This window comes from Eubacterium ramulus ATCC 29099 (genome assembly GCF_000469345.1).
GTDB lineage: Bacteria > Bacillota > Clostridia > Lachnospirales > Lachnospiraceae > Eubacterium_I > Eubacterium_I ramulus.
In genome coordinates, this window is the sequence record NZ_KI271131.1 from 809 (window position 1) to 20,494 (window position 19,686).

A 19,686-nucleotide genomic window follows, 5' to 3' on the forward strand; every position below is an offset into this window, starting at 1 on the left:
TATTAACAATATCAGACTGGAAAAAGCGGTAGAGTTATTTGAACACGGTAATACCTCCATATTAGAGGTATCTTTATCTGTTGGCTTTCATAATCTTTCTTATTTTTACAGAGCATTCAAAGCAAAATACCATATGACACCGCTGGCTTTTATAAAAAGATTAGAACTGGATTCTGTATAAGCTCATCAGTGTCACCTTCAGGTCTCCGATTCCACGAAAGAATCCTTGAATTGCATTCGTAACGGCCGGAAGAATATACATCGCAGCAATCAGATGCAGATAAATGACACCATGTCCTATTACTTCCTCATCTTTTACGAAAAGTGCCATTAGTTCTCCGGCAAATACCTGGCAGATCACCATAACAGCTTCAGGACTGCACTGATAATTAAGAAATACAAAGGCGATGCACTGTCTCCCAAAGCTCTTAAGGTACTGGAAAAAAAGTTATACAAAAAGGTGAACATTAATCCCAGAAAAATAATCCGTAAATACTGTCGCCAGCGCTTCTTTCCCCACAAAATGCCCCACGATGATGCTGTCCAACGCATTATAAGTCAGCTGAAACAGATTTCCCCAAACAAGCGGCACAGTGAAATTCACAAGAATCGGCATGATTTTCCCGGTTGTCAGATCTTTTGTCATCTCATTCCTCTCCTTCGGTAAAATTTAAAATTAATTCTCTTCCGTTTTCTTTCTTTTCCTTTCAGAAACCCTTGGCACTGACTGAAGAGTAATAGATGGAATTTTTAAACCCATTATTCCCTTCAGAATCCAGGTAAATGATAACATGACCAGAACCGGAATGGCACAGGTTGTCACAAGCAGCACTGCCACGCCCTCTATAATTCTGTTTAATCCATCCTCAAAAACAGAGAGTTTTTCTGTAGCGACTTCACCTACCGCATCAATCGCATCATCAACCTTATCCTTCGCATTATTAAGAAATTCACTGAAAGAAAACTTTTTATCTTTCGTTTCTTGTGCTTCATCCTTTTTGTCTGCGTTTGCAGAGGTATCTCCCTCATCTAATAATTCTTCCGTATCTTCCTGTGTAAAATCAGCTTCATAGGACTTTGCATAGGTTTCATTTACCATATTCGTCACCCATGCACTGGTAGGAACCAGTCCCCACAAAAGAACACCCAGAATGATACTTTTGATTCCGATTCTGTAGATAAATTCTTTCCATCCGTTTTTCAAAAAGTTGCCTGCTGCCAGAAGCACGCATCCGATAGGAAATAAGATTTTAAATGCAATATACCCGGTGATAGTCAGTAAGTATTTTTCAACAATGATCACTGCATAAACGATCACCATATAGCCTGCGACATCTGCCAGCTTATTGGCGATCGGAGTTGCGGCTTCTCCCGGTATTGCAGCAGCACCTGTTGCAAGAGCGGTTGCTGTTCCGGAAAGTACAAGTGCTTTTTTCTGCAATCCATTCAGCGTTTTGATAACCCAATGGTACGATTCGACAGAAGTTGCCCATTTGGAAACAACAAAAAATGATGTAAGAGCAATCCCAATGCAGATCAGCATCATGATCAGACGATTTCGCATCGGTTGCTTATAGTTTCTAACTGTGATTTCATGGCTGTCTGCCATCATAGGTTCTTTCATACTTATTTTCCTTTCATGCTATCTATTCTCGGATAAAGAAAGGATCGGATACACGCTCCCGATCCTTTCCACCTTTTCAGTTTTCTATTTGTCCAAAACCGCAACCTGAATTGTCTTTACTGCTTCCTCCATACATTTAATGTCCTCGGCACGCAACCTAATATCCAGACACTTTACAGTATCTTCCACACTGGAAGCTTTTCGCATTCCAACCAGAAGACTCATCCGGTCGTACTGAGATAATGCCCAGGATTCTACCAGCGTTGCAAAACTGCAATGATATTCCTCACAAAGCGGTTTCCAGATTTCAAAAGCCCTGCGAAGTCCTTCTTTTTTTTCTGGATCTGTCCAAGGTATTCTGGATCGGATATCGGTTTTTGCAAATTCACGTTCCATAAAGGCAGGAGAAGTTAAAAATCCTTCCTCCAGCACACCATAGGTCTGAAATACCGTGTTATACTTTTTACACAGATCAAAATATTCTCTGCCATGGAAAGGAGAGAGAATACTGAAAAATTCCTGTACAACGGATACTTTTCCGCCGGCTTCCTGATATGCAGCCAAATCTGCGGGTTGACTGTTAGAAAGTCCATAGGTACGGATCTTTCCTTCGCGAACCAGATTTTCCAATGCTCCTACAGTTTCTTCCACCGGAAAGCTGCCGCAGACATAATGTACGATAACAGAATCCAGATAATCGGTTCCCATTCTTCGCAGAGAGTCTTCCACGTCCTTTTTCACTGCTGATGCGCGGGTGTCATTGTTAACGGTATAACCGTCTCGTTCATAATGAAAATTACCGCCCTCATTTCTCCAGTTCAAAGAGCATTTGGTCTGTAAAACAAAATCATTTCTTCTGCCTTTCAGTGCCTTACCAAGCAATTCCTCACTTACTCCTGTGCCATACACCGGTGCGGTATCGATGTAATTCACGCCATGTTCATGACAAATATCAAGCAGGTGCTTCGCGTCCTCAACTGTAGAATCTCCGTCTGTCCAGACACTTCCGCCGCCAAGCCCCCAAGTACCTAATGCAACCACAGAAACATCGATGTCCGTGTTGCCAAGCTTTTGAAATTTCATTTTAATTCCTCCGTTTTTCGTTGCTCTTTCCTGCTTTTTATGCAGTATCCTAACCGTACAGCGTTCCCCTGACAAAGCTGTCTATATTTAAAAAGACAATTTTGTCACATCTGTGCGTTACTTACTCTACCTATTAATATATACCACGCTCCGGAATAAGTAAAATAAAATCACTTTACCATTTCAAAAGCCACATGAATTCATCAAACCGGAATCGATTAATAACCCCAACTGATTATTTCCCAATTCTTTTTATCTTTTGTTTTCACTAAATGCCACTGCCAGTTGGTATATGTAGCATTAGGATTGACCCCACCATCTCCACCTTTTTCGTCTGTATCAAAGGTTAATAATACTACAATAAGTTCTTGATTATTTTCTTTCCAATCCATTACTTCTTAGTTATAAAATGTGAACGCATGCGTTCACTATTCCACCTCCTAGTGAGCTGTCTGTATTCTCTTATTTGTATCCAACTCCAAACCAACCTGCCAAAATCCCATATCAATCATCTTCATCTGTGGATACGGCATACCTTCAACTTCCATTTTCTCTCTAACTGGTTCAAATCGAGCAAAATTTTTTTCGTAAAAATCGACAAGCTGCATAATGGATTTCAAGTTGTAATTACCGGTTGCGACCTTCTGATTCTTTATTCCTGCAATAAAATATCTATCATATGCTGGAACACAGCCAAGTGTTCCCATAAGTATTTTCGTGATGAGTGTAAAAGATAACTGATTTTTCAGTTCTTGTTCTTTTACTTTGTGCCTGATTTTATCGTAATACTGCTCTAAAAACGAATTTATATCCTGCAGTAACTTTTGGTTGCTATCGTCTTTGAAACCGATACAGTCAATTCCAGCTAAAACATCATATTTTTCATTTAACAGTTCTTTTACTACTGGAATATGTACTTTATAATCCTTTTGTAGCAAAAATGATGAGCCACGATACATTCCCCAACTTGCTAAATAGAAAGCTAGTTGTAAACTTGTTTAGTTTGAAAAACTGGACTTCTAAGGCTGTGCCGCTGAGCCAAGCTTTTGCCGTGCTAAGTGATATGATGGACGACGAAAATAATACTACTAACAAAAAGTTCGATGCATAATTACTGTCGATATTGATAGAGAAAGAACCGAAAGGAGGTGCGCTATGCTGAATGATTTTACATGGAATATGACCGGATACATACCAAAACACCAAGTCAATCCGCACGGTGACGGCATCATTCCCTATGTGGCAGAGCGCATCTTCCAACTGGAACCGGAGCCGCCATCAGTGGGCAATCTGAACGAATATATCCTGTCTGCTTTGCATGAAAAGAATTTGCTACATTTTTCGTTCTTTCTACATCACTACGAGCCGCAGCTTAATAAGCGCATCAAGAGCTTTCTTGGTGTAGATGGCGGCGATTTGTACGATACAGACCGTTTTCTGGATATAAAACTGTCCTGCCGGGAGCAAATGCTCCAAAAGCTGATGGACTATGATCCTGCCAAGGGTGCGGAGTATGCTACATACATTTTTCCGTTCATCCGGGATGCTATGCTCCGTTTCCGCATGGGCGAAGAAAAATGGTCGGTATCCTCTCTGACTAATTACAAAATGGTGCGGTCAATGGCTTGGCTGTACCACAATACCAAGGATGCGGTCAACGAGTTTTCCAAGAAATACAACTGTGATCTTGCTCTTGCCGAAGAATATCTGAAAGTTGTCCGAGGTATCCGCAATCAGCAGCCATTCTATGTGACAGACGAGGACGGCGAGGAAACTGGCGAAGATGTCGCCCTTGACGATAGTTGGAACTATACCGACATCCTCTGGAACGGCATACAGGCAGAAAAGGTGCAACGGGCATTTGAGAAACTGAATTACCGGGAGCAGACCTTGCTCGAAAAACGGTTAGCAATTTGCATGACCTGTGGGCGTGTTGGCTCATGGAAGAACCGCCCCACCTTTGAAGACCTGGCGGTTATGTTTGAGGGAAGCACAGCCAGCGGTGCAGAGCGGGCTTACCGGAAAGCGATGGATAAGCTGACAGAGCTTCTGGTTGCCGAGGGTGCTATCCATGCAGTCCGGCTGAAACAGAAATCCAAAACCAAGCGCAAAAAGAAAATCACCGCCGCAATCTACGAATACCAGGCAGACTGCGACGGCGAATGGGGCGAAATATCAGTTGATTTTGAGAACGGCACAGCAGAAATCATTCGGCTTGCTGATTGGGATACAATTAAAACGAACTGGTTTGCCAATGAGGCGATCCGGTATATTTTATCATTGTCGCCTGATGCTCTTAAAAAATATATGCTCGTCCCCCTTGAGCCGCCACTTATATCCTGAATCCTTACAACAACTGTAAGTGGTATTTGCTGTGTTCCCATGCTATCATTTTATTACAAATGATAGGAGGTATTCACATGAAACCCATTTTGAATATTGAAAATTTAACAAAAATCTATGGCAATGTGCCAAGTCAAACAAAGGCACTGAATGGGATCACCTTCCAGGTGATGCCGGGAGAGTTTCTCGGCATTATGGGAAGCAGTGGTTCCGGTAAATCCACGCTTCTCAACTGTATTGCAACTGTGATTCAGCCCACCGGTGGAAGCATTCAGGTGGAAGGCGATACTCTGCAATCCCTCAAGGGAAAGGCTCTTGCAGAGTACCGTGGCAAAAAAGTTGGTTATCTATTCCAGAACTTTGAATTGCTGAACAACCTGACTGGCAGGGAAAACATCCTGCTCCCGACTTCCTTGCATGGGGTATCCGAAGCAGAAAGCAGCCAGCGGCTGAAGCAGTTGGCTGACTATCTGGAAATCACTGATGTTCTGGATAAGTTTCCGTCCAAGATGTCCGGCGGCCAGCGTCAGCGTGTTGCGGCAGCAAGGGCTCTGATCTTACATCCCCAAATGATCCTTGCCGATGAACCGACGGGTGCGCTGGATTCTAAGAACGCAAGAAGTCTTATGGAGAAGCTGTCCGGCCTGAATCGTGACGAACAAGCTACGATCCTGATGGTAACCCATGATTCCAATGCCGCCAGCTTCTGTAAGCGCATCCTGTTCATCCAGGATGGCGTGATCTTTCATGAGCTTCGGCGTGGAGACGAAAGCCAGCAGGAGTTCTACGGGCGCATCCTGAAGGTGATGGCGCAACTGGGAGGGGGCAGCGCAAATGTTCTCTAATCTCATTCTTCGGAACAGCCGCCGCAGCCGAAAGGAAAACGGTCTGTTTTTCAGCTCCCTGGTGATTTCTATTGTTGCCTTTTACATGATTCTTTCCATCTCCACTCAAGATGTGATGCTCTTTTTGCAGAAAATGGAGAGTGGCGCAGTTGACAAACTCCTGCTTCTGATTCCTGCGTTTTATGGGATGACCCTCGGTATTCTGTTCTTTTTGATCTATTTTGCCTGCAAGTATCAGTTCGAGCGCAGACGGCATGAGTTTGGTGTTTATCTAATGTTGGGGATGCGTAGAAGTAAACTGTTTGGTATGCTTCTAGCGGAAGATTTCCTGACCAGTATTCTTGCCATGCTCATAGGCTTACCTGTGGCTGTGGTGCTTTCAGAAATTGTCAGTCTTGTCACCGCCAAGCTGGTAGGCATGGGGATCATCGGTCATCAGTTTTCTTTATCCTGGTCTGCGATTGAATGGACGCTGGCAGGATTTCTGGCAATTAAGCTGACGGCACTTCTGATTTTGAGTGGACGAATCAGCCGCCAGGAGATCGGTACTTTGCTATCCCAGCCAACGAACCGCCCCAAAAAGCAAATGCCATCTGTTATCTATGGACTGGCTGCTATATGCGGAAGTGTGATGTTGGCAGTGGCTTACTACATGGCGATTCAGGGAATTGCATGGACAAAGGTAAGTATGATGGGACTGACTTTGCTGTTGGGCATAGTTGGTACGATGCTGCTTTTCTATGGGATGCGTGCGCTGATTGCTTTGATTGTTAAGAAAGGAAAAGGAAATAAGCAGCTTCATGTATTTACCTTCCGGCAGATTCAGGAGAATGTCATTCATCAGTCAAACTCCATGGCCATCAGCTCCCTGCTGATTCTGGCGGCGCTGTGTTGTTTTGGTGCGGGCGTAGGAATTGCAGGAACGAATAACCTGTCTTCTGGCCATGTAATCGACTATACTTTTGAAGATCATACTGCAGAAGATTCATCGCAGGTTCTTCCGAATATAAAGGCAGTCCTGAAAGAAAACAGTTTGGAAAATCAATTTTCAGAGCTTTTTGAAATGAGGGTTGGGCGTATTCGCACCACAGAAGATTATGATAATGCCTACAGCATGGACGCTGTTATGGACTCTCTTCGGAGCCTGCCCCAGTCGGAAGACCGGGATGTCCTTCTGAACAATCTTGGTTATGCCACATACCCATATTTGATTTGTTTATCGGACTATAATCGTTTGTTGGAATTGTCCGGCAATCCGGCTCTCCAATTAGGCGAAAAGGAGGCCACTGTCTATATTGATACAGAGTTTACTACGGCAAGCCGTACCGCAATGCTGAACCAAGTATTGGCCGGGCAGCCCAAGGTGGAACTGGATGGTAGTCCGATTCATCTTACAGGAGAGGTTCAGTCTGTGAATTTAGTCACGGACCGTTCTATAACCTTGTCCTTTGCATTGATTCTTCCGGATGAAGCATTCCTATATTATAGTCAGGGAATGTATGATACCTATGTCAATGCGGTACTCAGTGAGCAAGCTCTGAATGGAAATAGCCTTATGACTGCATATTTGGATTTGAACGAGAAGCTGGACGAAACTGACATTGAATATGAAAGCTATCTTCAGAATATGGGTCGTCAGCTTTTCTACACCATAGCATCCAGTTATATTACCCTCTATCTTGCGATTGTTTTCCTGGTAGTTGCCAACACCATCGTGGGTGTTCAGTTCCTGATGAGTCAGCAGAAAACCGGGCGCAGATACCAGACTCTGATCCGCCTGGGAGCTACTTACGAAACCCTTTGCCAGTCTGCTGGAAAGCAAATTACCTGGTTTATGGGACTTCCTGTATTGGTTGCGGCTGTCAGCAGTTTGTTTGGAGTCAGGGCGTTATTTACAGGGATACTCTCGTCCCGAACCCGTGGGACAGTGGCTGAAATGATGTTTGTATCTGCTGCTATGATTTTGCTGCTTTGCGTGATAGAATATATTTATATGAGAGTGGTCAAGCACTCCAGTGATCGGTATTTGCTGACACTGATGCAGCCGCAGAGAGAAGAATAATTTGGAAGGAGGTGCTGTCGTGAAAAGAATTGCTGTTGTGGAAGATGAAGTCTATATGCGGGAAGAACTCTGCAATATGCTCCAAAAGGACGGGTATCTTGTGAAGGCAATCACCGAGTTTGAAGATGCCGCTCGGCTCTTGGCAGCCCTCCGTCCTGACCTCGTGATCTTAGACCTGAATTTACCGGAAATCAGTGGCTTTCAAATCTGCCAGGAGCTAAAGAATAAAACTGCTATCCCCGTCCTGGTGCTGACTTCCAGAGATCAGGTAAAGGATGAACTGCAAGCGTTCCAGTTGGGTGCCGATGAATATTTGACGAAGCCGTGCAGAAAAGATCGACTTCTTGCCAGGGTATCCAATATTCTCAAAAGGTATGAAGGCCGTACCAATCTCATAGAGGGAGCAGATTTCCTGTTAGACCAGCAGACTTATACGCTTTATATTCATAATACCTCTGTGGTGCTTCCCAAAAATCAGGGGAAACTTTTGGCTGCTCTTTTGTCCGGCGGCAATGCTCTGGTTACAACGGAGCAGCTTTGCATGGCACTATGGGGAACCACGGAATACATCGATGAAAATGCCTTGCAGGTGAATCTGACCAGGCTGAAAAAGACGATGTCCGGTCTTGATATGAAGCAGCGAATCGTTGCGGTTCGTGGGGTGGGCTATCGTCTGGAAACGGGGGTGGATCCATGAAGCAGCTTTGGCGCATAACAGAGAGATACTACCCCTGGCTATTATTGCTGTTGGGTGTGGATTGCTTTTGTGCTATCATTCTTTGGATTTCTGACATTCAGGCATTTCAAATCTTGATTGGGTTAGTAGTTCTGACAAGCATCCTTCTGTTTTCAGCGATTCTGTTTGTACTAAACAAGCGGGAGACCACCCGCCGAGAGCTGTTCCGGGATTTCCTCAGTGATCCTACCATCTGCAACGAGGAACGGCTGCTCAGTGCCATCAGCCGGGAAGAAGGAGAATCTATCCGGCTTCTGGCATCAGTTTTACAGGAACACAAAACTGAGAGCAACAGTATGGCAGATGCCCTACAGGACTATGAAGAATATGTGGAGGGCTGGGCACATGAAGCGAAAACGCCCCTATCGTTGCTGACCATGCTCCTGGATAATCGGAGCGACGAAATATCTCCTCTCCTGCAAGCAAAGCTGGATTATGTCCGCAGTCAGCTTCAGGAGGATGTCACTCAGATGTTATACTATGCCCGGTTAAAAAGCAGTACAAAGGATTATCAGTTTGAGGATATCGATTTGAATGACTGCTTGGGGGAAGTTCTGGAGGACTATGCCCCACTTCTGGAAGAAAAGCAGTTTGTAATTCTCAATAAACTGCAATCTGAAACAGTCTATACAGACCGTAGAGGGCTTCAGTTTATGTTGGGACAGATCGTGAGCAATGCCATAAAATATAGCAGCGATAGTCCCATGCTAACGATCTCTATGATACATTCGGAGACCGCAGATGTCCTTTCAGTTGAGGATAACGGCATCGGTGTAAAAAAATATGATCTGCCGTATATTTTTCAAAAGGGCTTTACCGGGGATTCTACTGACAGCAGAAAGAAGGCTACTGGTATGGGGCTTTACCTGGTTAAGAAGATTGCTGATGATCTAAACCTTTATCTGGAAGCAACATCCCAGTGGGGAAAGGGATTCAAGATTGTCATCTTCTTTCCGAAATTGAGATCCAATGGAGGAAAATAATATAAGCAAAAAACGCCCGCAGGATTTTCTCCTGCGGGCAGCGTGTTGTCAGCTATCCAAAGGTTTGTATTCTGTTACGGTTTTCAAATAGGTTTCAGGATCACCGTTTAGTATCAAATCGGCATATCCAACCGGGTCGTTGTAAATCAGATAATCCAGTTCTGACCGCTGATACATATTGTCGGCAACCTCATTCTCCACGGCGATCGTATCAATCGCAATCATGCTGCCGTCAGCAAATTTCAGTTCTACACAACCGGTATCCATGTTGAACTCACAAGAAATCAATCTATCCATAAGAAACCTCCATTCTGCGGGATGTTAGATCATCCCAAAATATTTGAATGCTTCTCGGATTGCTTTCTCTTTTTCCGGCGGACATTGGGGTTGTCTGGAATCATCTGATTTCGGCAGATTGAAATTCTTGCCAACTTCAATCCCACATTTCCTCTTAATCTGTGAGATATAAAGATTGGATACCTTTAACCCGCTATGCTCCAGCACATAGTCCTTAATCTGGGTGTAGGTTGCTCCATCTTGGAACTCCGACATATCCATATCTTCCAAAGAGAACTCAACCCGAATCTTTTTCGAGTCGACCTCACCCTTGGAAAGCAAGACTACCGTCTCGACGTGAGTATCAAATTAAAACATATCCACACAAAATCACGGAAATATAAGCAATATTTCTACAGTACGAATACTGTTCATGCATCCCCTTTCCCACAAATACATAACTGATATAGATTTTGCACCACCTTGATGCAAAATCTAATCTTCACTACCACTATTTTCCTCCAATGCCTTAATAGATTCCAATGCTTGATATTCCTGTTTTAATTCACGCAGCAATTCTTCCTCGCTTGGTAAATACAATTTGTATTTTGAAGCAAAAATCTGTGTTTCATTTTCAGGTAACGTATACTTAACTACAGACTCACTTTTATCTGCACACAATACGATACCAATCGGCGGATTGTCTCCTTCATTCATAAGTTCCCGCTCATAATAATGAACATACATCTGCATTTGCCCTAAGTCCTGATGTGTTAAGTCCCCAACTTTTAAATCTATCAGAACAAAACATTTTAAAATATAATTATAAAATACAAGGTCAATTCTAAAATGACGTCCATCAAAGGTTATTCTTTTCTGCCTTGCGACAAATGAAAACCCTCTACCAAGTTCCAAAAGAAATTTCTGCAAATGTGTAATTAACGCTTGTTCTAAATCGCTTTCATAAAAATCATCATTAGATTTCAGTCCAAGAAACTCCAACACATATGGGTCGCGGATGACATCTTCTGGTTTTTTCGCCGGTTCTAATGTCTGTATTTCCTCTGCAACTTGCTCTTTATTTTTACTGGACAATAGCCTTTCATAAAAGAAAGAATTTATCTGACGCTCAAGTTGTCTGGTACTCCATTGGGATTTTACAGCTTCCTGCATATAAAATTCTCGTGCATTTTCATTCTCCACTCGCATCAAGAGCCGATAATGCGTCCAACTTAATTCGCTACGCAGTGCGTAGCCATTTGGAAATGTCAAATAAAACTGCCGCATATTTTTCAAATTGGCAACGGTAAATCCTTTGCCAAAATCCTGCGTCATTTGCTTTGACAACTCTTTTAACAAACCTGTACCATACTCCGCCTTTTCATTGCCACCCTGTTCTTCAATGATTGATTTTCCTATATTCCAGTAGGCTTCAACCATTGCAAAATTGGCTGTTTGATAAACTTTATTTCTCGCCGAGATTAAAATTTTTTTGATTTCGTTATAAAAAGATGCATTCATCTTATCAACTCCATCCTTTCATTTACAGATTATTTATTAGCTCTCCTTTTTCAATTATCAACTAATATTTTACAACACTTTTGCAACAGCAATTTTCGTAAGAGTATCCGCTTTTTCTCGCCCTTCAGTATCACTTACTTCTGCCATTAATTCATTTGCCACCCGCTCTCTATCATACTTCAATCGTTCTAACATCGGCTTATGCTTTATTTCAAAACTCTTAAATATATCATCCCAAGTAAGTGCATATACTTCACAATTATCAACTTGGAATACTAACCCAACTTTTCCTTTATCTTCAAATGCTTTATATTGGCTTTTAACATAATCATCTACTTCTTTACATACGGCAATAAACTTCCATTTCCGTAATTCACTATTGAATTGAGGCTGTCTTCTAACGTAATCCATATAATCTTCTACTTGGCGTAATACTTTTTTCGTTAACAGAACTCTCGGTGCTTTCAATTCAACAACAATATTTTCTTCCAGCGTTGTTTCAAATGTTGTTTCGATATTTCGCGTATTACACAAAAAAATGTCCATACGTCGTTCATTTTCCGCATCTGAATTTAATTTTGCTGTAACATCCTCTTCTCCATACAAAATATTCCTATACTGCTCCAATGCCTTTTGCATTCTCTGATCAGCGCTTGCCAAATTGTACTGTTCACCAAAAAGCCAAAAATGTCGTTCTACAATCTTCTGCACATGATCACGTTCATTTGCAAACTTTGTCAAATCATACACAATACTTTTTAATAATTCTATTACTTTATACCTATCCTCAATAAACTTGATAGTATCAATGATATTCTCCAAGGATGTCTTTTTTAATATCATTGAAAAATCAGTTCTCTGCTGAGGTGATAATTCCACAACCTGCTCTATTATAGTTAAAACATTTTCTCTCTCTTCAGAGCTCAAAAGCAAATTCAAAAAACCTAATAACGATTTTTCTTGAATTTGTTTTAATTTATGAAAAATTAGTGGCTCCAATTTAAAAATTTCTTTTGTTACCCTCTTCAAATCATTCTTACGCATTTGTCCATATACATCATCTGGAAATTCCGGGAACGTTTTTCTTTCTGTTATCATTGCTTCAACTGCTTCTTCTGCTTTATCTGATAAATATACACTAATTTTTTTCTCAATAAGCATTTGAATCTCTTTATGCAATTTTTTCAGAATCTTTTTCTCATCTGGATATTCGAACATATTAATTTGGGTATCATTGTGATCACCTATAACATTTTCCTTATCATCAAAAAATTCTGACTTCACAAACACACTATGATTAAAGTTAACCGTATTCCGATTAAAAGTTGTAGTTCGATTTCCTTTCAACACGTTTTTGTCATCAAAATAATAACAACAGAATTTTTCAGAGATTGATTCCTGCCATACAACTAAGTTAATCTCAAATCTATATCCTTCAATTGTAACCATAGATTTTTCGCTCAACTCTGTGTTTATATACTTTTCATAATCAATCTTTTCATCATTAACTACTATTTCTACATTCTTATTTTTATATAGGTACAAAAACCAAGCAAAATCTTTAAGTAATGCTGGCTCTATTATTTCAAAGCCCATATTCTCCGCAGTTAATGTATTTATATTGGTAAATTTCACTTCTGTTCCGGTTTCTTGTCTGTCAGATAACTGTGGTTCAGAACAGTCAATCACCTCTTTTTTATCACTGGACATATTAATATCATATTCTTTATAAACATTGTTATCTTTATAGACAGTATGCCACTCTGCATTACTTGAAAAAGCAATAAAAGAGAATCGTCCTTTCCCTTTATTTGCCTTGGATTTTATTTGTAATGACAGTAAATTCTTCTTTGATGCCAGAAAAGCACCAAAGGTCTCCCCCAATTCATCGTAATTTATTCCATCACCATTATCCTTTATAATTAATTCCTTAACTCCAAACGCTTCGTTAAGTGTATATTCTATACTAACTTTTTTAGCATTAGCTTCAAAACCATTCCAAATATATTCACTTATAGCAGCTTTGTAATCACTTGTGATTCCAGAAGAATCAATACTCTGATTTTTAACGCTTACAGGTATAATCATAATATTCGCCTCCCATATCATAAGTATACCATTATTTCTAATGGTACGCTCATGATTTTAGATAACCTCAAAATGCTTGAGGGCATCTTTAATTGCTTCCACTTTCTCCACCGTCGGATGCTTCCTCGGTTGCTTCAATTCCTCCACTGCATTAGGAGCATCATACATCGGCAAGCCCAAATCTCTTTTTACCTCTGCGATATATGCGGTATGTACTTTGAAACCGTATTTAGCTTCTATGTACTCCTTTATCATTTTGTAGGTCACTCGCTCCTTGGGCTTGTATGTTTCAGCTCTTTTAGCAATATTATCAAGTGGAACTTTTCCCTCACCCTCGCCAAACTCAACTTTTACGTTGATATGTCCGTCTGGCTTTTTGTGGGAAAGCAGTACTACCGTCTCAACGGTACTTTCATTGTCCCAACTAAGTTCTTCTGTTTCCGCACCATTAAAATACACCGGAAAACGGAACTTAATGTGCTTCAGGAATCTGCCATCTGGCTGCTCCTGCTCGTAAATGTCCACCTGTTCTACAAAACTGTTAAGAAATTCTTTCTTCTCCATGTCGGTGAACTTATCATATAGTTTATCAAAATACAGCAAGAATTGGTAGACGTTATCTTCTGATATTCTCTTCTGTTTGATATTTAGCAGACGGTTCTTAACCTCACTGATGCTGTTCTCCACACCCTCGATTTCATCATAAAGGCGATACAATCTTGTCTCCATATCCTGATATTTTTTCTCATAAAAACGGTCTGTAATATCCAGACTGTCCATCTGCTGTCCAAGCCGGTTCTTTGCTCCTGTCAGCTGTCGGTGTTGTTTTTCTAATTCTTCAATTTCCTTTTCCACTTCCGATGTGTCAATCCTTGCACCGATTTTACTCAAAATGGCTTCTTCAAATTTGGGATTTTGCACCAGCTTCCGGATTACTTCTTCTACCGCATCGTTCACCTTATCTTCGCTCCACTGTTTACGGTAGCTGCAATTATGTCCATCCACCAATCTCCGATGCTTGCAGGCATAATAAAAATAATCCTTATATAACGTACCGTCCTTTCGTTTTTTCCGATTGACATTCCCATACATTCCACTGCCACACAGAGGGCATTTTAAAATGCCGGATAAGATATGTTCATGTTCCAGACTGTGGGTCTTTTCATAGGATACTCCTGTTTTCTGACGTTTCTGATGTGCCAGTTCCCAATCCTCTTCGGAAATGATTCCTTCATGGATACCATCGTTCAGCATATATTCTTCCTGCTTCACAATCCGGTATTCATTTCTTGTTCCGGGAACTTTCTCATTCTTTCTGCGGCCAAATGCCAGCTTTCCACAGTAGACCGGATTATCCAGAACACCTTTGATGAATGAAGTTGCAAAAGCATCCAGCGTATTATTCTGTCTCTTTTTCTTTTTATATCCATGCTGGTTCAGCCATGATGCAATTGCACTCATTCCCATATTGGTATGGATAAATTTATCATAGATCAGCCGGATTACCTCTGCCTCATCTTCTGCAATCTGAAGTTCTCCATTCACCAGTTTATAACCATATGGGGCAAATCCACCGTTCCATTTTCCTTCTCTTGCTTTCTGTTTCCGTCCTTCCATCGTCTGCACCAGAATATTCTCACGTTCAATTTCTGCCACAGCTGACAAAACGGAAATCATCAGTTTTCCACTGTCTTTAGAACTGTCAATGCCATCCTCTACACAGATCAGATTTACTCCAAAATCCTGCATCCTCTGCAATGAATTCAAAACGTCCGCAGCATTACGCCCAAATCGTGACAGCTTAAATACCAATACAAACTGTATATTATCTGTACCACTTTCAATATTGTCCAACATCCGTTGAAATTCCGGTCTGCCTTCTACACTTTTGCCGGCTTTTCCTTCATCCGCAAATTCCTGTACAATCTCCATGTTCTGATACTCTGCATATTTTCGCAGTTTATCTCTCTGAGCATCCAGACTGTAACCATCCACCTGCATGGTGGTGGAGACTCGTATATATACATAACATCTAATTTTCTTATTTTTCATTAACATTTACCTCATTCATTAGAGTTTTTATTGTCCCAACTAAATTTTATCATTTGTTCCAACCGTATTCAATACTTGATTTTCATAAATTTTTAAACCCAATTGACATATTTTTTCCAAAAACATATAATAATGATAGAGACAGAAAGACCTGTCATCGTAAATATTGCCCGCCCACCGTTGGCGGCTTATAAGTGATCGACTCGAAAATATTGCTCGCTCACCGGAAGCGTCTAATAAATATCCGGTTCGAAAATTATTTAGAATTATTTCTGTTTTCGATATTGTGTTTTTATCGCGCATTGCATATACTATAAATGCACAAAAAGCCAGAAAAAGAGGAGGTGTTAGTATGGCTACTTCAAGTATTACTCATAATTTTGTCGTATCCAATCCAAAAAGCGTAAAACGTTTTGTCGCAGCGATTGACGAAGCCGATCGTGACCGCACACCAAAGCAGACACTTCCCGGACGTCAGTTAACGAACCCACAGGAAATCTTAGCTTTAATGTCAAAAAGGAAGAAACAACATGTCTGATAAATACTTTACCGTTAATATTCGGGCATATTTGGATAAAGACGAACCGACATATATCGGAGAGGAAAGTCTTTACGACTTGCTCTCCGATTTTTCTTGTCCTGAAAACCCCGATGTGGAATACTTCTTATTACATAATGCGATTGAGTTTACCAAAAAAGATCAATCCATCACTTATCTGGTATTTGATGCCGAAGATGCTTCATTGGTTGGCTATTTTTCCCTTACAGTAAAACCAATTTCTGTCCAGGCTTCAAATATCAGTAAAACAATGGCAAAGAAGCTGTCCCGTGTCAGTATTCTGGATGAAGAAACACAGTCTTACACCACAGCAGCTTACCTGATTGCCCAGTTAGGAAAGAACTATTCTCTTCCAAAGGAAAAACGGATTCCAGGGAACATTCTACTGGGATTTGCACTGGAGACCATATCCAATCTCCAATATTCCGTAGGCGGTGTTATGGAATTTCTTGAATGTGAGGATAATGAATTTCTTCTGAACTTTTATACGCAGAATCATTTCAAGCCATTTGACACTCGTATTACTTCTTCCCAGAACAATGAGCCACATACTCTTCATCAGCTTTTAAAATTTATCTGATTGGAAATACACGAAAAAAAGCGACAGCCCTGAAATTTTTATCTCAGGAAGCTGCCGCTTCTTTTTTCTTTTCATTTTCTTCTTTTTTCTCCTGTCCATTGTTTTCCTTATCTTCCTCCAGTTCCCGGAGCAGCTCTTCGCCATATTTATCTATCATCCGCACAAGAAAATCAATGCACCGTTCAAATTCTATATTCTGTTTCACAAGCTTCTCCTTCCCTGTTTTTTATTCTGTGGTCATTCTACAGGAAAGTTTCTGGCTTCTCATTGAACAGAAATTGAGAGTGAATTGACTATTTCTCATTTATTTTGGTTCATATAATTGAAATACCATTGTCCAGAACATATGTTTGTGTTATGATATAGGAAGTTTAGTACCTAATACAAACAGAATTGATACGAAAAGGGGGGATTGCGTTTGGATCGATGCGATTTTAGCTCTATAATGACATGTTTGAAAAATCATATCAGCGAAAGTAACCAGATGAACCAGCCTGAATTTTTATATGAAGTATTTGAGGATTTTATGGACAGCCCGGAAAGCAAAGATTTTTCTTTTGACAATGGGCTGGTCTGCCGGTGGATGACCGGACAGGCGAAGATCAGTCCCAAAATCTGCACTTACTATGCAAGACCAAGCAAGCAGGAAAAGCTGGCTGAAACACTGCAGCATAATCTTATACCATTAATGACCGACTGTAACAAAGCACTGCAGGATGTTTATCTCCTGTTCATGCAGGATGCCACAATCTCCGAAGCAAAAAAGAAAAAGCTGGCAGCCCTTTACAAGCCGATTGATTCACGGCTTCTCTTTCTGGCAAAACTGATCTCCTTTGGTATGGAACGCCAATTTATCAAACGGGACACCAGAAACCAAAAGCTGCTTGCAGGCGGCTCTCTCTCCCCGGTTATTCTGGATTACATCATGGACAGTGAAGTTCCCAGACCATGCCGCCATTTTCTTGGAAGAGAAGAAGAACTGGACGAATTACATACAATGCTGGAAGAAAACAGCAAAGTATTTCTCTATGGAATTGCCGGGATTGGAAAGAGTGAACTGGCGAAAGCATATGCAAAGCAATACAAAAAATATTATACGAACATCCTGTATGTGGAATATGCCGGTGATTTACATCAGGCTGTCACAGACATGGATTTTACCGACGATCTGCCGGAAGATGGGGAAGAAGAACGTTTCCGGAAGCACAACCGGTTTCTCCGTTCTCTGAAAAATGATACACTGCTCATCATAGACAATTTCAACGTCACTGCCACGCAGGACCGTTTTCTGCCGGTGGTTCTGAAATACCGGTGCAGGATTCTATTCACGACCAGAAGTAAATTTGACGGACACTGTATCCTGCAGTTAAAAGAGATCAGGAATCCAGCCAGCCTGTTTCAACTGGCAGCTGCATTTTATTCTGAAGCAGAAGTACACCAAACACTGGTGGAAGAGATTATAGAAATCGTCCATCGCCATACCTTTGCAGTAGAGCTGGCTGCAAAACTGTTGGAAAATGGGATTTTACCTCCGGAGCGCTTGCTGGAAAAGCTACGTGAAGAAAAGGCATCCCTTGAAAATGAAGATAAAATCAGTGCCATCAAAGACGGGCAAAACAGCAAGGCTACTTACTATAACCATATCCACACTCTGTTTTCTCTTTATTCCATATCCGTGGAACAACAGGAAATCATGCGGAACCTTTGCTTTCTGCCTCCTGCCGGTATTTCCGCCCGTATTTTTGCTGACTGGCTTAGATTAACTGACTTAAATGACATCAATGACCTGATTGAAACAGGTTTTGTACAAGCAACTACACGGCATACAATTTCCCTGCATCCGTTGATTCAGGAGATTGCCCTTTCAGAAACAAAACCTTCGGTCACAGCCTGCCATACTTTGCTTGATTCTCTGCAAAAAATATGTCTGATGCATGGAACGGAAGTCAGCTATTATAAAAAACTGTTTCAGACAGTCGGGAATATCATGCGGATGATGGAAAAAGATGATCTGACCAAGTACCTGCTGTTTCTTGAGGATGTCTTCCCATATATGGAGAAATACCGTTACAGGAAAGGTACGAAAGAGATTATCCTGGAGATGAAGCAACTTTTGAAAGGGAATGAAAACGGTAGTGCTACCGACCGTGCATTATTACTGGACTATCAGGCATGTATGGAAACAAAGCCGGAAAAAGCCATCAAACTGGAAAAAGAAGCCCTTGCACAGATCAAAGAAATCACAGAGGACAATGCCCACCTTGTCTCCAACCTTCATGCGAATCTGGGCGGTCTTTACCGCATGAATGGTCAGGCAGAGCTTGCAAAAGAACACATGGAAAAGGGTATCTTCCTGCTTGAGCAGTACCAACTGCTTTATACCAATGACAGCATTCCCCAGATCAACAATTATGCTGCCTTATTGACAGAATTGCAGGAACCGGAACGGGCAATGGCTGCTCTCCAGAAACTTGCCCAGATCATCAAAGAATACAACTCCGATACCTGTCTGAACTATGCCCAGGTACAGGAATCCATGGGAAATATCTGCCTGATCACAGCAAATATCTCACAGGCTAAAACCCATTTCAAAAAAGCCATGAAGATTTACGAGAATGTCTGGGCAGATGAGCCGGAATTGATTGAAGAGAAATATCAGGAAATTCAGGAACTGTATCCACAGGTAGGCATCGCACTGGCAAGGGGAATCCTGGCTTCCAAAAAATAATAAGCATATTTTACGGCGGACACGATTGCCCGCCGTTATTTGCTTTCCGACTTATTCCCACTTTTGGGAAAAAGTTATAGTTTTCTTTTCAATATGAAAATCATATTATTTTTTAGAAAATGCCTGTATCAATACTTTCATGACAACTGCTGTGGAATGTATTTTGGAAATTTCCGAAGACAGCATTATTTTCGAAACCCGAAACA

Annotated in this window: 20 protein-coding genes and 2 pseudogenes; 9 read left to right on the plus strand and 13 right to left on the minus strand. The window is 41.3% G+C overall.

Annotated elements, in window-relative coordinates; genetic code table 11:
• Positions 1 to 181: helix-turn-helix domain-containing protein (locus HMPREF0373_RS17330; RefSeq protein WP_044963524.1), on the plus strand; the 181-nt coding region annotated here is incomplete at its 5' end.
• On the opposite strand, the gene HMPREF0373_RS17625 is transcribed toward HMPREF0373_RS17330, so the two are convergent.
• The 7 genes and pseudogenes from HMPREF0373_RS17625 to HMPREF0373_RS08400 all read right to left on the minus strand — a co-directional run bounded on the left by HMPREF0373_RS17625 (position 161) and on the right by HMPREF0373_RS08400 (position 3,666).
• On the minus strand, positions 161 to 331 hold the full coding sequence (locus tag HMPREF0373_RS17625; protein ID WP_341348895.1) for an MATE family efflux transporter: 171 nt from the start codon (positions 329 to 331) through the stop codon (positions 161 to 163). The genes HMPREF0373_RS17330 and HMPREF0373_RS17625 overlap by 21 nt on opposite strands.
• 26 nt (positions 332 to 357) lie before the next feature.
• Positions 358 to 552 carry an MATE family efflux transporter gene (locus tag HMPREF0373_RS17855; protein ID WP_457851864.1) on the minus strand — a complete coding sequence of 65 codons (195 nt, stop codon included), beginning with the start codon at positions 550 to 552 and terminating at the stop codon, positions 358 to 360.
• Positions 488 to 646: pseudogene (locus tag HMPREF0373_RS17635) on the minus strand (MATE family efflux transporter); the annotation flags it as partial. The pseudogene HMPREF0373_RS17635 and the gene HMPREF0373_RS17855, both read right to left, overlap by 65 nt.
• Before the next feature lie 30 nt (positions 647 to 676).
• Positions 677 to 1,624, minus strand: coding sequence for a hypothetical protein (locus HMPREF0373_RS08390; protein ID WP_021739257.1), 948 nt, complete (start codon positions 1,622 to 1,624; stop codon positions 677 to 679).
• An 84-nt stretch (positions 1,625 to 1,708) separates the two neighbouring features.
• On the minus strand, positions 1,709 to 2,707 hold the full coding sequence (locus HMPREF0373_RS08395) for an aldo/keto reductase (RefSeq protein WP_044963528.1): 999 nt from the start codon (positions 2,705 to 2,707) through the stop codon (positions 1,709 to 1,711).
• A gap of 218 nt (positions 2,708 to 2,925) precedes the next feature.
• Positions 2,926 to 3,099 (minus strand): hypothetical protein, encoded by a 174-nt coding sequence (locus HMPREF0373_RS16980; protein ID WP_021739259.1) that lies wholly within the window; start codon positions 3,097 to 3,099, stop codon positions 2,926 to 2,928.
• A 48-nt stretch (positions 3,100 to 3,147) separates the two neighbouring features.
• Positions 3,148 to 3,666: a hypothetical protein gene (locus tag HMPREF0373_RS08400; RefSeq protein WP_242831197.1), complete on the minus strand. Its 519-nt coding sequence runs from the start codon at positions 3,664 to 3,666 to the stop codon at positions 3,148 to 3,150.
• Between the two features lie 196 nt (positions 3,667 to 3,862).
• Between HMPREF0373_RS08400 and HMPREF0373_RS08405 the strand changes: the two genes are divergently transcribed.
• From HMPREF0373_RS08405 to HMPREF0373_RS08425, 5 genes are all read left to right on the plus strand, one after another.
• Positions 3,863 to 5,050, plus strand: coding sequence for a sigma-70 family RNA polymerase sigma factor (locus HMPREF0373_RS08405; RefSeq protein ID WP_021739262.1), 1,188 nt, complete (start codon positions 3,863 to 3,865; stop codon positions 5,048 to 5,050).
• A 77-nt stretch (positions 5,051 to 5,127) separates the two neighbouring features.
• Positions 5,128 to 5,895 (plus strand): ABC transporter ATP-binding protein, encoded by a 768-nt coding sequence (locus HMPREF0373_RS08410; protein WP_044963530.1) that lies wholly within the window; start codon positions 5,128 to 5,130, stop codon positions 5,893 to 5,895.
• Positions 5,885 to 7,957, plus strand: coding sequence for an ABC transporter permease (locus tag HMPREF0373_RS08415; protein WP_021739264.1), 2,073 nt, complete (start codon positions 5,885 to 5,887; stop codon positions 7,955 to 7,957). The genes HMPREF0373_RS08410 and HMPREF0373_RS08415 overlap by 11 nt, the downstream gene beginning before the upstream one ends.
• 19 nt (positions 7,958 to 7,976) lie before the next feature.
• Positions 7,977 to 8,654 carry a response regulator transcription factor gene (locus HMPREF0373_RS08420; protein WP_044963532.1) on the plus strand — a complete coding sequence of 226 codons (678 nt, stop codon included), beginning with the start codon at positions 7,977 to 7,979 and terminating at the stop codon, positions 8,652 to 8,654.
• On the plus strand, positions 8,651 to 9,676 hold the full coding sequence (locus HMPREF0373_RS08425) for a sensor histidine kinase (RefSeq protein ID WP_021739266.1): 1,026 nt from the start codon (positions 8,651 to 8,653) through the stop codon (positions 9,674 to 9,676). Before HMPREF0373_RS08420 ends, HMPREF0373_RS08425 begins: the two co-directional genes overlap by 4 nt.
• Before the next feature lie 48 nt (positions 9,677 to 9,724).
• Here the strand turns inward: HMPREF0373_RS08425 and HMPREF0373_RS08430 are convergent, their stop codons facing one another.
• The 5 genes and pseudogenes from HMPREF0373_RS08430 to HMPREF0373_RS08450 all read right to left on the minus strand — a co-directional run bounded on the left by HMPREF0373_RS08430 (position 9,725) and on the right by HMPREF0373_RS08450 (position 15,613).
• Complete coding sequence (locus HMPREF0373_RS08430) at positions 9,725 to 9,973, minus strand: DUF6061 family protein (RefSeq protein ID WP_021739267.1); 249 nt, start codon at positions 9,971 to 9,973, stop codon at positions 9,725 to 9,727.
• A gap of 24 nt (positions 9,974 to 9,997) precedes the next feature.
• A pseudogene (locus tag HMPREF0373_RS08435) lies at positions 9,998 to 10,312 on the minus strand (23S rRNA (uracil(1939)-C(5))-methyltransferase RlmD); the annotation flags it as partial.
• Positions 10,313 to 10,447: 135 nt separating this feature from the next.
• Complete coding sequence (locus HMPREF0373_RS08440; RefSeq protein WP_021739269.1) at positions 10,448 to 11,473, minus strand: PDDEXK nuclease domain-containing protein; 1,026 nt, start codon at positions 11,471 to 11,473, stop codon at positions 10,448 to 10,450.
• 69 nt (positions 11,474 to 11,542) lie between these two features.
• Positions 11,543 to 13,561, minus strand: a complete 2,019-nt coding sequence (locus HMPREF0373_RS08445; RefSeq protein ID WP_049946826.1) for an ATP-binding protein — start codon at positions 13,559 to 13,561, stop codon at positions 11,543 to 11,545.
• Between the two features lie 57 nt (positions 13,562 to 13,618).
• Positions 13,619 to 15,613 carry a recombinase family protein gene (locus HMPREF0373_RS08450; RefSeq protein ID WP_044963535.1) on the minus strand — a complete coding sequence of 665 codons (1,995 nt, stop codon included), beginning with the start codon at positions 15,611 to 15,613 and terminating at the stop codon, positions 13,619 to 13,621.
• Between the two features lie 352 nt (positions 15,614 to 15,965).
• On the opposite strand from HMPREF0373_RS08450, the gene HMPREF0373_RS08455 reads away from it, so the two are divergent.
• A complete protein-coding gene (locus HMPREF0373_RS08455) occupies positions 15,966 to 16,151 on the plus strand; it encodes a hypothetical protein (RefSeq protein ID WP_044963537.1) in 186 nt (61 codons plus the stop codon).
• Complete coding sequence (locus HMPREF0373_RS08460) at positions 16,144 to 16,752, plus strand: hypothetical protein (RefSeq protein ID WP_021739273.1); 609 nt, start codon at positions 16,144 to 16,146, stop codon at positions 16,750 to 16,752. Before HMPREF0373_RS08455 ends, HMPREF0373_RS08460 begins: the two co-directional genes overlap by 8 nt.
• Before the next feature lie 43 nt (positions 16,753 to 16,795).
• On the opposite strand, the gene HMPREF0373_RS16985 is transcribed toward HMPREF0373_RS08460, so the two are convergent.
• The gene (locus HMPREF0373_RS16985; protein WP_021739274.1) at positions 16,796 to 16,957 is read right to left on the minus strand and encodes a hypothetical protein; all 162 of its coding nucleotides are present in this window, start codon (positions 16,955 to 16,957) and stop codon (positions 16,796 to 16,798) included.
• A gap of 213 nt (positions 16,958 to 17,170) precedes the next feature.
• Here HMPREF0373_RS16985 and HMPREF0373_RS08465 point away from each other — a divergent pair, with 213 nt between their 5' ends.
• A complete protein-coding gene (locus HMPREF0373_RS08465; protein ID WP_330628212.1) occupies positions 17,171 to 19,480 on the plus strand; it encodes a tetratricopeptide repeat protein in 2,310 nt (769 codons plus the stop codon).
• Positions 19,481 to 19,686 lie beyond the last annotated feature (206 nt).

Coding starts and splice junctions, on each gene's coding strand:
- HMPREF0373_RS08390 (WP_021739257.1), bottom strand. CDS start 1,624: ATGAAAGAACCTATGATGGCAGACAGCCATGAAATCACAGTTAGAAAC.
- HMPREF0373_RS16980 (WP_021739259.1), bottom strand. CDS start 3,099: ATGGATTGGAAAGAAAATAATCAAGAACTTATTGTAGTATTATTAACC.
- HMPREF0373_RS08400 (WP_242831197.1), bottom strand. CDS start 3,666: ATGTATCGTGGCTCATCATTTTTGCTACAAAAGGATTATAAAGTACAT.
- HMPREF0373_RS08405 (WP_021739262.1), top strand. CDS start 3,863: ATGCTGAATGATTTTACATGGAATATGACCGGATACATACCAAAACAC.
- HMPREF0373_RS08455 (WP_044963537.1), top strand. CDS start 15,966: ATGGCTACTTCAAGTATTACTCATAATTTTGTCGTATCCAATCCAAAA.
- HMPREF0373_RS08440 (WP_021739269.1), bottom strand. CDS start 11,473: ATGAATGCATCTTTTTATAACGAAATCAAAAAAATTTTAATCTCGGCG.
- HMPREF0373_RS08425 (WP_021739266.1), top strand. CDS start 8,651: ATGAAGCAGCTTTGGCGCATAACAGAGAGATACTACCCCTGGCTATTA.
- HMPREF0373_RS08395 (WP_044963528.1), bottom strand. CDS start 2,707: ATGAAATTTCAAAAGCTTGGCAACACGGACATCGATGTTTCTGTGGTT.
- HMPREF0373_RS08450 (WP_044963535.1), bottom strand. CDS start 15,613: ATGAAAAATAAGAAAATTAGATGTTATGTATATATACGAGTCTCCACC.
- HMPREF0373_RS08410 (WP_044963530.1), top strand. CDS start 5,128: ATGAAACCCATTTTGAATATTGAAAATTTAACAAAAATCTATGGCAAT.
- HMPREF0373_RS17625 (WP_341348895.1), bottom strand. CDS start 331: ATGGCACTTTTCGTAAAAGATGAGGAAGTAATAGGACATGGTGTCATT.
- HMPREF0373_RS08430 (WP_021739267.1), bottom strand. CDS start 9,973: ATGGATAGATTGATTTCTTGTGAGTTCAACATGGATACCGGTTGTGTA.
- HMPREF0373_RS08415 (WP_021739264.1), top strand. CDS start 5,885: ATGTTCTCTAATCTCATTCTTCGGAACAGCCGCCGCAGCCGAAAGGAA.
- HMPREF0373_RS08460 (WP_021739273.1), top strand. CDS start 16,144: ATGTCTGATAAATACTTTACCGTTAATATTCGGGCATATTTGGATAAA.
- HMPREF0373_RS17855 (WP_457851864.1), bottom strand. CDS start 552: ATGCGTTGGACAGCATCATCGTGGGGCATTTTGTGGGGAAAGAAGCGC.
- HMPREF0373_RS08445 (WP_049946826.1), bottom strand. CDS start 13,561: ATGATTATACCTGTAAGCGTTAAAAATCAGAGTATTGATTCTTCTGGA.